The organism is Paenibacillus sp. GCM10027626 (assembly GCF_042676285.1).
Taxonomy (GTDB): domain Bacteria; phylum Bacillota; class Bacilli; order Paenibacillales; family Paenibacillaceae; genus Paenibacillus_Z.
On record NZ_JBHTHC010000003.1, the window covers coordinates 158,484 to 172,370 of the forward strand.

A 13,887-nucleotide genomic window follows, 5' to 3' on the forward strand; every position below is an offset into this window, starting at 1 on the left:
TGATTTCATCTAAGGGAAGCTACAGACGTTATTTCGCCAATTACCTTCCTTTTTTAAATCTAACGGATCTGAGCGATCTTAATTGGACGTTTTTTGGCGAAATCGTACTCCTGATCCTCAAATAGCGGCGCATAGTTCCGTTACAATTTCAAATCGGTCGAATATTCAAAAATAGCGGCCGTGAGATCCGTTAGATTAGGCCATACTAATATCGAAAAAGACGCTGCCCAATGGACAGCGTCTTTCATTATGCTCTAACGCACGGGTTACTTGCTTCACTTGCTCATATGCACCAACATTCTCAGCAAAACGGTTACGGCTTCAGCTCTTGTTGTTTTGGCATCAGGAGCGAATTTGTTTGTGCTCCTGCCTTCTATAATGCCAAGTTTCTTGATTGCCGCCACCGCGCTTCTCGCCCATAACGGAATGTCCTTGTCGTCTGCGAAGCCGGTTGCGGCATTCAGCTCATCGGTTTGCTGGAGCGCCCTCGCAATCATGGCTGCCATCTCTGATCGAGTGATTACCGCATCTGGACGGAAGCTTCCATCCTCATAACCCTTGATAATACCTGCTTGAACCGCTTGGGCTACCGCTTTCTGTGCCCATGTGCCAATCTTCGTTGTATCTGTAAAAGTCAGCGCGGCGCCTTCTCCTTGCGGCTTCAGCGTATTTACCAGCATCACCGCAAATTCTACCCGAGTCACGGCAGTATTCGGCCTAAACGTTCCGTCCGGGTAACCGCTCGCGATTCCGTTTGTTGCCGCTTGTTTGATACTGTTCTCAGCCCAGTGACCAGAGACGTCGCTAAAGGAAATGTTCGGTTTCGTATCTGTCGAAGGATCCTTTACTGCTGTGTCGACAGCAAATACCGTAAACTTCGCAAAATAATTTACTTCTGCGGTGATGCGATCGCCATTTACCTTGCCGCCAACTTCCACCCACGACTTCTTCGCCTCGTCATAATAGAATACAGCTGCCTTTTGGTTATTTTTCAAGCCTTTAGGATCGAAAGCAATGGTCAGCGTTACCAGTTTGTTGAAATTTTCCGGGAAGTTTTTCTTAACATCAAAGACCGGGCTGACTAAAATCTCTTTTTGGGTTAGAAGTTTTTGCGTGTCCAGCAATTTTTCTATAGATATAATCAGCTCTTTGTCTGTCGCGTCCGCTGGAACCACGATCACGATCTCATCCCCCAAGCTGACTCGGCCTGCTTTGCCTGCAGGAAGCGTTAATTTACCATCTGTGGACGTAACCGTATTGTCGCTTGGGAATGGTGGAATATAACCGATATTGCCCGGATTATTATTGCCGTTACCGTTATTGTCGTTTACAATTGACCATTTGGCATATAACACTGTATCCTTCGTGATTACAAACGTTTTACTGGCGGTGTAGTCCGCCCCTTGTCCATCCGCCTGCGTATTCCACCCTGCGAACGTATAACCCGACTTCGTCAGATTTCCTGTGTTGCCTAATACGGTTACTGTCTCTCCCGATTCATACGCACCGCTATCCGCAGGCACACTTCCTCCTGTGCTACCATTGCCGTTATACGTCACGGTATAGGTAGGATTTGCCGTCCACTTCGCATACAGCGTCACGTTTGCCGTGCCTATCTCAAAGGTCGCACCCGTCGCGTAGCTCGTTCCTTGCCCATCCGCCTGCGTATTCCAGCCTGCGAACGTGTGGCCCGACTTCGTCAGATTTCCTGTGTTGCCTAATACCGTTACCGTTGATCCCGATTCATATGCGCCACTATCCGCAGGCACGCTTCCTCCTGTGCTTCCATTGCCGTTATACGTTACGGTATAGGTCGGCTTCGCTGTCCACTTCGCATACAGCGTCACGTTTTCCGTTCCCATCGCAAAGGTCGCGCCAGCCGCGTAGTCCGTTCCTTGCCCATCCGCCTGCGTATTCCAGCCTGCGAACGTGTGGCCTGCCTTCACCAGATCCCCCGAGTTGCGCAATACGGTAACGGTCTGGCCCTTCTCATAGACATTGTTATCGCTCGGCACGCCGCCATCCGTGCTTCCATTGTCGTCATACGTCACGGTATAGGTTGGATTCGCTATCCACTTTGCATACAGTATGATGTTTGACGTCCCCATCACAAAGGTCGCACCAGCCGCGTAGCTCGTTCCTTGCCCATCCGCCTGCGTATTCCAGCCTGCGAATCTGTAGCCTGTCTTCCATAGATCCCCCGAGTTGCGCAGTACCGTCACAGTCTCTCCCTGCTCATAAGCGCGGCTGTCTGTAGGCACGTACCCTTCCGTGCTTCCGTTATCGTCATACGTGACCGTATAGGTCGGTTTCGCCTCCCACTTTGCATAAAGTGTGACGTTTGACGTTCCCATCGCAAAGGTCGCACCCGTCGCGTAATTCGTTCCTTGCCCATCCGCTTGCGTATTCCAGCCTGCGAATCTGTAGCCTGTCTTCCATAGATCCCCCGAGTTGCGCAGTACGGTAACGGTCTCTCCCTGCTCATAGGCATGGCTATCTATCGGCACGTACCCTTCCGTGCTTCCGTTATCGTCATACGTCACCGTATAGGTCGGTTTCTCCTCCCACTTCGCATACAGCGTCACGTTTTCCGTTCCCATCGCAAAGGTCGCGCCAGCCGCGTAGTCCGTTCCTTGTCCATCCGCCTGCGTATTCCAGCCTGCGAATCTGTAGCCTGTCTTCCATAGATCACCCGAGTTGCGCAGTACGGTAACGGTCTCTCCCTGCTCATAGGCCTGGTTGTCAATCGGCACGTACCCTTCCGTACTTCCGTTGTCGTCATACGTCACCGTATAGGTCGGACTCGCCGTCCACTTCGCATACAGCGTCACGTTTTCCGTTCCCATCGCAAAGGTCGCGCCAGCCGCGTAGTCCGTTCCTTGTCCATCCGCCTGCGTATTCCAGCCTGCAAACGTATGGCCTTTCTTCACCAAATCCCCAGAGTTGCGCAGTACAGTAACGTTCTGTCCCTGCTCGTAGGCATTGTTATCGCTCGGCACGCTGCCTCCCGTGCTTCCGTTGCCGTTATACGTCACCGTATAAGTCGGATCGGCTGTCCACTTCGCATACAGTATGACATCTGACATTCCGACCTTAAAAGTCGTGCCCGCCGCATAATGCGTTCCTTGTCCGTCCGACTGCGTATTCCAGCCAACGAATGTAAGGTTCGGATTCGTCAGATCGCCTTGGTCTGATACGGTAACTACCGATCCAGGCGGGTATGACTGAAAGTCGGGTACTGAACTGGAGGTGCTGCCATTATCGTCATATATTACCATAATCAATGGAACTAAGGACAAGTAAGGGTACCCGTTATTTTTCCTTTCACCGATTCTCCACGTACTATTAAAGTCCCATTCTGCATACGTGCTTCTTGTCATCATTTCAGCTGATGTTTTACCTTCCCCTTTGCCTTGATCCGAACTTCCGGTTGTTTCTTTATCGTAATAAGAAGAAAACAAACTTTCGTTAGCAAGCCCCGTTAACCCGCCGACATCATGTTGTCCCGTTACGGCACCTGTAGCATAGGTGTGTTCAATATAGCCTTGTTTGTGATACCCCACGAGTCCGCCGACATTCTCGCTGCCTGTCACTGCTCCTCTGGCATAGGACTTCAAAGTGAAACCTTCATTAATACCTGATAACCCGCCGACGTTTTTTTGACCGGTTACCGCACCGGTGGCGTAGGAATTATCGATATGGCCGCTGCCATTATTCCAGCCCGCCAGCCCGCCGGCTTCATTCCTGGCTTTTACATCACCTGAAGCATAGGAGAAAGAAATGGTACCTGAGTTATGCCCCAAGAGGCCGCCGACGTGATCGCTCCCCTCCACACTTCCTGTAGCATAGGAGCTTGTTATGATACCGGCGCTATTCACACTCATCAGGCCGCCGACATTATCTCCGACCCCGTAGCTTTTTACCGCTCCTGTAGCATAGCATTCCGAGATTCTGCCGCCATTATTGTAGCCTACCAGCCCGCCGGCGCCATATTGACTGCTGGTTACGGCACCTGTGGCGTAGGAACGCTCAATTGTCCCATTATTTTTACCCACTAGCCCGCCGAGATCTTTGGCGCCTGTTACTGCTCCTCCTGCATAGGAAGTCATGATGGAAGAAAAATTTTCTCCCACAAGTCCGCCGACATTCTCACCACTGCCTATTAATGTACTTGTGGCATTGGAATTGGTAATGGACCCGTTATTATAACCTGCCAGCCCGCCAATAGCGTATTTGCCTGCTACGGTTCCTGAAACATGGGAACCTATAATCAAACCCTTATTATTTCCCGCAAGGCCGCCAACGCCGTTATTGCCGCTTACATTCACATCTGCTAAATCAACATTTCTCAAGACAGCGTCTTCTCCGGCAAATCCGAACAACCCTTGAGTATCTTCATCAGGTCTATTTATTTTTAAACCGTGAATCGTCCTCCCATTTCCATCAAATCTTCCGTCAAATGGCTCACCTTCCGTTCCGATCGGCTCCCATCCCTTGCCGCCATTATATCCGGCACCTCCCTCTGCGAGATAGTCCGTTAAGTCGATATTTTCGGTCAGCTTAAAATAGGCGTCCAAATGATTCCTTACCTGGTTCAGTTGTTCGGCAGTTAGAATTTCGTAAGGAGCATCTGCCGAACCGTCCCCGCCTGCAAACGCCGGCTCGTCCGCATATACGCTTGGCACGGCTGTCATGAACACTGTACCAAGGAGTATTACCGTTGCCATTAAACAGCTTAAACCTTTCTTCATTCTTTTGAACATTTTTTACCTCCCAAAAGTGCGCAAGATTCTCGGAATACCAGGCGTCTCCGCTATCGTTGATAAACTAACGCCCTACGCAAATCGCCAATGTATGCCAATTAACGACAGAATACCACACCGTACTCCCAAAATACTCTCAAAGATAGGCGGACATAAGAAGAAACAGCTGACGCCTATCCTTGGCGCGAAGCAAGTTTCTTCCTCTGAAAATTTTACACAATTTACCGAGTAATATATATTTATCCTATAAAATTCAAAAAAACAGAGAGATACCGTTCCCTCTGCTCATCAAATATTTCACTTCTGTCGCTCATGTTGAAAATTTTGCCGCCAGATTCCGAAGCTCCTTCCCAGGCGCTGCGCCAAGCTCGGCTTCCAGCCTTCTGACATACTGTTCATATTGCGCGCGAAACGAACCCGACTCCCCGTCATCGGCATACAGGCGAAGAAGCTCGCCCATCATTTCCTCATCCAGCGGGGCATAGGACAAGTAGACGCGCATCGTCTCCTTTGCCGCCGGACGATCCCCGGTTCGACGATAATAGGCAGTCACCATACGGGCAAGACTTGCTAGCTGCGCAGAAATCTCAGCGGCCAGACCCGCGCTCCATACATAATCCTTGCCTCCAAACAAGGGGGCAGCATGCAGCCGCAGCAGCTTGTTCCCTTCCGCCGCGTTCTGTTCATCGATCTCCGCCGTACGGATCATGAAGTTCCGGAACCGCTCCAAATCCGAGAAACCGGGAGATAACCGCAAATAGTAGCCTTCATTGCTATTGGATAAATCGATAGCCACCCCGGCATCCTTCAGCGCTTTTTTCAGCCGGTAAACCGTGTTGTGCACATTATGGAGTGCTCGGTCCTCATCCAGATCCGGCCAGAGCAGGTCGGCTAGCTGCCATTTGCCTGCAAGCCGGTTCGGATACGCGAGCAAATAAGCGAACAGCTCTTCCGTCTTTCGGGTTGGCCAGCTCAGCAAGCTTCCGTCCGGCCCCCTGGTTTCGAATGTGCCGAAACAGCGAACGGTCATTTCCTCTTCCGCCGCAATAACAGGCTTGAACGCCAAACGCATGGTGTGAAGCTTCAATAATCTCGCCACAACCCGCTCCAACGCCTCCGGGGTGACCGGCTTCAGCAAATAATCGACCGCACTGACGCGAAACGCTTCTACCGCATAGTCCGGATAGGCCGTCGTAAAAACCACCTGAAGCTCTTCATTCTGCGCTTTCAGCTTGTCAGCGAGCTCAATGCCGCCCATTTTCGGCATCTCGATATCGAGGAAAGCGGCGTCAGGCTTCAGCTCCTCATAGCGCTGCAGCGCGGCGATCGGACTGGCGAACGCTCCGGCGACTTCCAGCATGGGATGCTTTCCGATAAGTCTCTCCATCAAATCCAAAATCGGTTTCTCGTCTTCCACGATCATGACGCGAAGCAAACCTACTCCCCCTCCGGCATCTTTTATGCAACACGACAATTACTATCCGGCCGCACTTGCCGCCGTCTCTCGTTTCGGCAAATAGACGGTGACCCTTGTTCCTTTCTCCAAGGCGGAATCAATGGATACGCTCGCACCTGGCATGGCGGCCAGCCGTTTTCGGACATTAGTCACTCCGATGCCGGCCCCATCTGGACGGTCGCCTGCCTTGAGCTGATAGAGCACATCATCCGCCATACCTACGCCGTCGTCGAGCACTTCAAAGCGGATGTACCCGTTCCCGTCCGTAATCGATAACGTCACGGTTCCGGGGCCGTCCTTTTCAAAAATGCCATGCCGAATCGCATTCTCGACGAATGGTTGGATGGTGAGAGATGGAATGATAACCGATTCCAATCCGGGATCCTGCAGCAGCTTGAATATTAGACGGTCGCCGAAACGCGCTTTTTCGATCTCCACATAAGCCTGAATGAGATCCAGCTCCACGCTGAGCGGTACATGCGATGTGTGAAGTTCCCGCTGAAACACCATTCGCAAATAGCGGCTCAGCATGGAGAGCAGATAAGCGGCTTTCTCTCCGTCCGTATAGCAGAATGAAATGATGCTGCTGATCGCATTGTACAGAAAATGCGGCTTGATCTGCGCTTGCAGAAACGCCATCTCATTGCGGATTGCCTGATCCATCGAGGTTTTCATCGACAATAACGTCCGAACCCGCGCAGCCAGTGTTTTCGCATCAAACGGCTTTGCGATGAAGTCGTTTCCTCCGGCCCGAAAACAAAGCTCAATATCGTGCAGGGAATCCCTCACTGTGGCGAAGAGGATGGGAAGTTCGAGTACTGAGCGCGTTTCCCGCACAGTCCTGCACAGGTCGATGCCGGAAATCTCGGGCATCATGACGTCGACGATCATCAGATCGATGCGTGGATAAGCCTCAAGCTTGCCAAGTGCCTCCTTTGCGGAAAAAGACGTGAGCACGTTATACTCCTCGCACAGCAAATTGAGCAAAATTCTCACGTTGGACGCCTCATCGTCGACAATGAGCACGGTATTCACCCGCAAAGGGTCCACGATATCCAGCGGCGTATGGGCCGCGGAGGCCATCTCGCCTCTAGGTTTCGCTGAAAACCAAGAAGGTACGGCTGCTGCTTCCGTACGGCCTCGAGCGACCGGAAGCGTAAAGGTCATCCGCGTGCCTTGCCCTGGCTCGGACCGCTCGACGAAAATGCGGCCTCCCATTCTCTCGATCAACTGCCGGCTGATATAAAGACCGAGCCCCATCCCCGTATAGCCATCGTTTGGCACGGCCTGATCCGCCTGTTCGAAGTAGCCGAATATCGCTTCATGGCTTTCCGGCGGGATGCCAACCCCAGTATCCTCAAGCGACACGATCACCAGGCCGTCCGCCGATGAGGCGCTGATTTCGATACGGCCTCTTTTCGTATGTTTAATGGCATTCTGAATCAAGTTATACAGCACCTGCCGCACCCGATTCTCATCCGCAGCGGCTACAGTGCCGGGCGGAATGCGATTCTCCCAGCGCACCTCCTTGCCGGCCAGTTCGAATTCCAGTACCTGAAACGCAGTCTCGGCGGCGACGCGAAGATCCACCGCTGTCTGCTCCAGCTGCAAATCGCCATGCTTCAAGCGGACAACATCGAGAAGGTCGCCCACGAGCGCCGACAGCTTGGTCGATGTATCCTGAATGAGCAACAGCTCTGTGCGCTGCCTTTCGGATAACGCGCCGGCTTTGCCGTCCAGCAAATAGGAGGCGATGTTCTGAATGCCATGCAGCGGCGTTTTCAACTCGTGCGACGTATTCGCCAGAAATTCGTCCTTCAGCTTGTCGCGGACAAGCAGCTGCTCCGTCAGCCTCTCGGTCTCCTCCGTTGCATGTGTCAGACGCAGCGCGAGCATTGTGTTTATGAACATAATGACTGCGAGAAAAGCCATCCTTCGCCCCATGTCGGTCTGCACCCAACCGAGAGAATAAAGCCAACCGACGAGCAGGATCATGGTGACGGAGACCAGCACGCCGATCACCAGAAAGATTTCCTTGCGCTCCATCTGTCCGTCCTTCTTCAGGTAAAGTCTGAAGGCTCGGTATAAGTAGAAAGCAACTACCAGCGTGACGTAATCCCAAGGCAGATTGCCGGCCTTGGAGTACACCTCGTAAGGCAGCAAAAGGACGGCCCCCAAATAGATGGCGATTGGAGAAAGGAGTATGGCAAGGTGCCTGCGCGTCAGCAGCTTGCCGTCCAGGTGATGAAGGAAGAGCCCCAACACGGCAATGTTCGAGAATCCGCCCAAGTTATAAATTTTGTGATAAACTTCACTTGAAACTCCAGGTACAAGCTGCAGTACGAGCTTGTCGCCATCCATCACGACCAGCACAAGGAAGGTAAGGAAGTAAAGTCCGCTGTAGAGATACGCCTTGTCTCTCAAGCGCATGACATAAATGCTCAGGTGGTACCCGCCAAACAGAAGCAGGATGAACAGTCCGAAAAATTCGAAAGCAAACAGGATCCGGTCCAGCCGGAGAATGTCGGTCTGCGATCCGAAATACAAATCCTCGAAGCCTCCGCCATTGGACAGTGTAAAATTGGCAACCTGCAGGACGACTTCCATTTCCGGCCCTTGTGCCCAGGTAAAAGTGCTGTAAGGCTTGTTTTCGGCAGTATAGTTATGGGTTTCGGCAGCGGGGGTGCCTCCATTGCCGAGTAACAGGCCGTTCACGTATAGCCGATGCGCCGAGTGGACGTTGGATATCCGGAAGCCGTAGTTGCCGCCGGTCTCTTTCAGCTTCGCGATCAACCGGTAGGTTCCGTATTTCGCCTGGCTTGCTTTGTCGGCAGGCCGGCTGCCGTACCATGCATTCGGTACATCGGCGTAATAGGAAGACGCGTTTGCTGCTCGCCCATTTCGGAAATCATTCGGCGTAAAGAGCTCATTCGGGTAAAATATCCACTCTCCATTGAGCGCGATAAAGCTTTTCTTGTCAAAATCCCACCGGCTCAGATCAAGCACGCCCTGACGCGCTTCCGGCGCCGCCCGGTTGGGAATGGTAAATTGGTAAATAGCCATCAGAAGAACGAACGAGATCAGTGGGATCACCCCGAGCCCCGCCGCCCGATATCCGAAGCGCATTCCTTGTCGTACACTCAAGCTTCGCATCACCGCCCTCCTGATTGTTCCTTCAGTTTGTCAAATTTGTTCCGAGCTGCTTATATGCTGAATAATATCATAGCATTCTCACAATATCCTCACAATCTGAAAAAAGCATGGCATATCGGCCGCATTGCAAACAAAGCTTACCGTAGAATTGAGAAGGATGTTCTTTTGCATCGTATCCTGAATTCGTTATTTCTCGTACTATATGAATTTACACAAAAAACCGCAAACAGCATGCCTTTATGAGCATGCCGCTTGCGGATCAGAATTGTATTCAGGTGTTCTGATTCAGCTCTTTACATACACCGACTGGAGCTGCTGGACCATATCGCTTCTTCGATGATGACCTTGCCTACCTGTGTCTTTGCCGTAATTTGCGACTGGCTGCGAAAAGGAGCCATCTCCTCCTCCATAGCGGTAATAATAGCAATCCTCATGAAGCAGCCTCTCTATTCTTCCAGATAAGAGACAGGCTTGTCTACTGGCACTTTGGTGCCGCCGAACTCCTGCTCTATATATTTCTGCGTATCCTCGTTATGATACAATTCCCCTAATTTCAAAATACCGGGATCGTTCTGTTTATCAGAGGTAGTCACAAGTATGTTGATATTATGCTTTGTATCCTGGGAAATTTCTTCATAGAACAAGGAATCCTTCAACACATTCAATCCGCCTTCCAAAGCGATCGTATTCCCTATCAGAACCAGATCTACGTCTTGAATGACTCTCGGGCCAGTCGTGTCATCAATCAGCTTGAAATTCAAACTTTTGGGATTGTCGACGATATCGTTAACCGTGCCCGTACCCAGATCGAAGCCGTCCTTCAGTTTGATGAGCCCAGCAGCCTGCAGCAGGCTTAATCCTCTGGCCGTATTGGCCGGATTGTCCGCCAAGGCGACGATTGCACCGTCCGGAACCTCGTTGATATCCTTGACTTTCTGAGAGTAAATTCCCATCGGCTCCAGATAAGTCGTCGCTACCGCAACAAGACTGGCATTGCTGTCTCTGTTGTAGCTGACCAGGTAAGCCCAGGATTGAAACGCGTTCACATCGACTTCTCCCTCTTTGGTAGCGTTATTCAGCTCTACGCCGCCATTGATCTCCTTGACTTCAATATTAAGCTTGGCATCTTTGGCTGCCTGAGACTCAGCGATATGCTTCCAAATCTGGGCATCGGAGCCCTGGGAGCCGATGACGATCTTCTCGCCATCGCCCGATGATTTGCTTCCACAGCCTGCAATCGCCAGTGTCAATACCAGACCGAGCGCTAATCCGCCCCATAATTTGCTTTTACTCTTCATATGATCTCTCCCCCTTTATATCTCAATGCATGGTCATGCCGCCGGTTACATTGATCGCTTGGCCTGTCATATACGAAGACAACGGACTGGCCAGGAAGAGCACGACGTTGGCAACATCCTGAACCTCGGCGGTCCTACCCAGTGGAACCTGGAAACAGTCCTCCGCATAAATCTCTTCAGCGGTCATGCCGCGGATTAAGCCGCCTTCAATGCGCTCCCGATGTTTCATCGGCGTCTCCACAATGCCCGGACATACGGCATTGACCAGAATGTTATGCCGCGCCAGTTCAATCGCCATGACTTTCGTTAAGCCAAGCACGGCATGCTTGGAGGCGCAGTATCCGCCCATGGCCCGGTAACCGTTCTTCCCGGCCTGGGAAGCGATCTGGATGATCCTGCCCGGTTTTTCAGCATCGACCATCGCCTTCGCGAATATTTTCGATGCCAGGTATAGCCCCGTAGAGTTAATGGAGAATACCTTCTCCCAGTCCTCCAGCTTGCTGTCAATCACATAATCCATGGTGGAAGTCCCGGCACAGTTCACGACGATATCCGGAACCCCCGCCTGTTCTAATACAACGTTCGACCATCGGGAGATATCCTCTGACTTGGACAGATCCAATCGGGACTCGAATAATTGTCCGTCTACTTCCTTATAGTCATCTTCATAAGCAAGGTCGGCGGAGATGACCCTGGCCCCGCTCTGCAGCAAAATTTGCACGATGCCTCGTCCAATCCCTGAATGACCGCCGGTGACAACCGCCGTTTGATGAGATAAATCCAACGTAATCATGGACTTTAAAGTACTCTTTCAAAAGGATCTCTGCTGATTCCGGCTTCCAATACAATCTTCGCGTATTCTTGCGCAGAGAACAGAGAATGATCCTTGTAATTGCCGCATTCCAGCGCGGACACAGCCGGAACCTCCGTTGTCTCCAGTACGCGCTTCAGCGTTCTTTCCAGAGCCGATGCAATCTCTTCCGGGTCATACTCATTCCAGAGAATCAGATAGTATCCGGTTCTGCATCCCATCGGAGAGATGTCGATGATACCTTGAATCTCGTCTCTCATATAGGTAGCAAGCAGATGCTCAAGCGTATGGAGCGCTGCTGTAGGAATCGCGTCTTTATTCGGCTGCAGGAAGCGCAAATCATATTTTTGTACGGTGCTGCCCTTCTCATCATGCTCGAGCCCTGCTGCTCTGACATAAGGCGCCTTTACGATGGTATGGTCTAATTGGAAACTTTCTACTTTTGCCATTGTTCTTCAGTCCTTTTTTATAGTGTTATATATTTCATTCAGTACTCCGCTTGAAGGCGGCATACTGTATAAACCCTAGTAAAACCCCATGTTAATGCGTCGTCTTCTTGGTGAAATAATCGCCGATGAATTGGCACACGAACACTAGAATCAAGATCAGGATTGTAGCTACAAACGTAATATCCGACTGGAACCGGTTATACCCCTTATTGATCGCCAGACTGCCCAAGCCACCCGAACCAATGGCTCCCGCCATCGTCGTCAGTCCGATCAGATTGATAATCGTCACCGAGGAAGCGCGGATAATCCCGGTTAAGCCTTCCTTTAAATACACGCGGAAAATAATCTCAATCGGTCCCGAACCCATGGATTGGGCCGCTTCAACGATTCCGGGGTCCACCTCTACCAGCGCATTTTGAATCTGTCGGGCATAGAAAGGCACGATTCCGATGACCAAAGGTACGATTGCGGCATTCATGCCGATCGATGTGCCCGTAATGAGACGAGTCAGCGGCACAACAACCGCGATAAGAATAATGAACGGAATGGATCTGAAGAGGTTAATGATTTTCTCCAAGACACTATAGACCAGCCTGTTCTCCAGAATCCCGCCCCGGTCCACTACAACGAGAATGACGCCGAGTAGCATCCCAAACAACACGGAAAATAACGAGGTAACGACTACCATATAAATCGTTTCGTAGGTACTTAGCAGGATATCCTCTCTTAAATTCCAGATGTTCGGGAAATATTTCATAAAAAACTCGCTCATACAGGATCACCTACTTTACTATTCTGAAGAAGTTGGGAATCGATCATCTCAACGGATACCTGTGCCGACTGCAAATATTTTAGCGCTTCTTCCAAATCGCTGGCGGAGCCTGACAGAACAACGATCAGATTGCCAATAGGCGTCTGTTGTAAAATTTCCACATTAGCAAATAGAATATTAGTCGTCACCCTGTAACGGGCGGTAAGCGCCGAAATGACCGGCTCGCTTGTACTGTCGCCAATGTATGAAATCTTGCATAGCATATCGTTATCTTTCAGATGCACGAGTGACGGATGCAATGCGAGCTTCTCCAGCGTCTGGTCAATGTGAGTCGCCGTATTGATGAAATCGCGGGTCAACGCATTTTGCGGACGGCTGAAGATGGAGACGATATCGCCCTGCTCAATAATCCGGCCGCCCTCCATTACGGCAACCTTGTTGCAGATTTCTTTTACCACCTGCATTTCATGCGTAATAATAACAATCGTCAAGCCCAAAGTTTGATTCAACTTCTTCAACAATTCCAGGATGGATAGTGTGGTTTTAGGGTCCAAGGCGCTTGTCGCTTCATCGCATAACAATATTTCCGGATCATTCGCCAGCGCTCTAGCGATGGCCACCCTCTGCTTCTGTCCCCCTGACAATTGAGATGGGTAAGCGTTCAGTTTGTCCGATAAACCTACCAGCTCAAGCAAATCCTTGACCTTCTGGTCCCTCTCTCGCTTGGAGAGCTTGGAGCTTTTTAAGGGATAGTCCACATTGTCATAGATCGTTCTGGAATTCATCAGGTTAAAATGCTGAAAAATCATCCCGATCTTCTTCCTCGCTAAGCGCAGCTCCTTGGGACGCAAAGCCAGCAAATCCTGACCGTTCACCTCTACGCTTCCCGACGCAGGCCGCTGCAGCAGGTTTATTACGCGGACCAAGGTGCTCTTCCCGGCCCCGCTGTAACCGACAATGCCATATACGTCCCCTGCATCGACCTGCAGGCTGACATCCTGAACGGCTGCCACCGACTGCGATCCAGTTTCAAAGGTAACTTGAATATTGGATAAAGTAATCATGATGCCCAACCCTTCCTAAACTTCTATGCACTACAGCATCTTCCGAAAAATTTATTTCTCTAATTTTACATCGGATTACTCGGAATTACTAGTAAAAGTTTTTAATCTTGCAAAATTTGAA

Annotated in this window: 9 protein-coding genes; all 9 read right to left on the bottom strand. The window is 50.9% G+C overall.

Features of this window, described 5'->3' with window-relative positions; genetic code table 11:
- Window positions 1–275 precede the first annotated feature (275 nt).
- The gene (locus ACFQ0N_RS07865; protein ID WP_379324595.1) at window positions 276–4,763 is read right to left on the bottom strand and encodes an InlB B-repeat-containing protein; all 4,488 of its coding nucleotides are present in this window, start codon (window positions 4,761–4,763) and stop codon (window positions 276–278) included.
- Between the two features lie 310 nt (window positions 4,764–5,073).
- On the bottom strand, window positions 5,074–6,198 hold the full coding sequence (locus tag ACFQ0N_RS07870) for a response regulator (protein WP_379324597.1): 1,125 nt from the start codon (window positions 6,196–6,198) through the stop codon (window positions 5,074–5,076).
- Window positions 6,199–6,240: 42 nt separating this feature from the next.
- Window positions 6,241–9,372: a hybrid sensor histidine kinase/response regulator gene (locus tag ACFQ0N_RS07875; protein ID WP_379324599.1), complete on the bottom strand. Its 3,132-nt coding sequence runs from the start codon at window positions 9,370–9,372 to the stop codon at window positions 6,241–6,243.
- Between the two features lie 293 nt (window positions 9,373–9,665).
- On the bottom strand, window positions 9,666–9,806 hold the full coding sequence (locus ACFQ0N_RS07880; RefSeq protein ID WP_379324601.1) for a hypothetical protein: 141 nt from the start codon (window positions 9,804–9,806) through the stop codon (window positions 9,666–9,668).
- Between the two features lie 12 nt (window positions 9,807–9,818).
- Complete coding sequence (locus tag ACFQ0N_RS07885; RefSeq protein ID WP_379324603.1) at window positions 9,819–10,670, bottom strand: MetQ/NlpA family ABC transporter substrate-binding protein; 852 nt, start codon at window positions 10,668–10,670, stop codon at window positions 9,819–9,821.
- 22 nt (window positions 10,671–10,692) lie between these two features.
- On the bottom strand, window positions 10,693–11,463 hold the full coding sequence (locus ACFQ0N_RS07890) for an SDR family NAD(P)-dependent oxidoreductase (RefSeq protein ID WP_379324605.1): 771 nt from the start codon (window positions 11,461–11,463) through the stop codon (window positions 10,693–10,695).
- A 5-nt stretch (window positions 11,464–11,468) separates the two neighbouring features.
- On the bottom strand, window positions 11,469–11,930 hold the full coding sequence (locus tag ACFQ0N_RS07895; protein ID WP_379324607.1) for an S-ribosylhomocysteine lyase: 462 nt from the start codon (window positions 11,928–11,930) through the stop codon (window positions 11,469–11,471).
- A gap of 91 nt (window positions 11,931–12,021) precedes the next feature.
- Window positions 12,022–12,702 (bottom strand): methionine ABC transporter permease, encoded by a 681-nt coding sequence (locus tag ACFQ0N_RS07900; RefSeq protein WP_379324609.1) that lies wholly within the window; start codon window positions 12,700–12,702, stop codon window positions 12,022–12,024.
- Window positions 12,699–13,766: a methionine ABC transporter ATP-binding protein gene (locus tag ACFQ0N_RS07905; protein ID WP_379324611.1), complete on the bottom strand. Its 1,068-nt coding sequence runs from the start codon at window positions 13,764–13,766 to the stop codon at window positions 12,699–12,701. The genes ACFQ0N_RS07900 and ACFQ0N_RS07905 overlap by 4 nt, the downstream gene beginning before the upstream one ends.
- Window positions 13,767–13,887 lie beyond the last annotated feature (121 nt).

Bases quoted from the DNA above. Each gene is read 5' to 3' on its own strand.
- ACFQ0N_RS07865 (WP_379324595.1), bottom strand. From the start codon at position 4,763: ATGTTCAAAAGAATGAAGAAAGGTTTAAGCTGTTTAATGGCAACGGTA.
- ACFQ0N_RS07875 (WP_379324599.1), bottom strand. From the start codon at position 9,372: ATGCGAAGCTTGAGTGTACGACAAGGAATGCGCTTCGGATATCGGGCG.
- ACFQ0N_RS07880 (WP_379324601.1), bottom strand. From the start codon at position 9,806: ATGAGGATTGCTATTATTACCGCTATGGAGGAGGAGATGGCTCCTTTT.
- ACFQ0N_RS07885 (WP_379324603.1), bottom strand. From the start codon at position 10,670: ATGAAGAGTAAAAGCAAATTATGGGGCGGATTAGCGCTCGGTCTGGTA.
- ACFQ0N_RS07890 (WP_379324605.1), bottom strand. From the start codon at position 11,463: ATGATTACGTTGGATTTATCTCATCAAACGGCGGTTGTCACCGGCGGT.
- ACFQ0N_RS07895 (WP_379324607.1), bottom strand. From the start codon at position 11,930: ATGGCAAAAGTAGAAAGTTTCCAATTAGACCATACCATCGTAAAGGCG.
- ACFQ0N_RS07900 (WP_379324609.1), bottom strand. From the start codon at position 12,702: ATGAGCGAGTTTTTTATGAAATATTTCCCGAACATCTGGAATTTAAGA.
- ACFQ0N_RS07905 (WP_379324611.1), bottom strand. From the start codon at position 13,766: ATGATTACTTTATCCAATATTCAAGTTACCTTTGAAACTGGATCGCAG.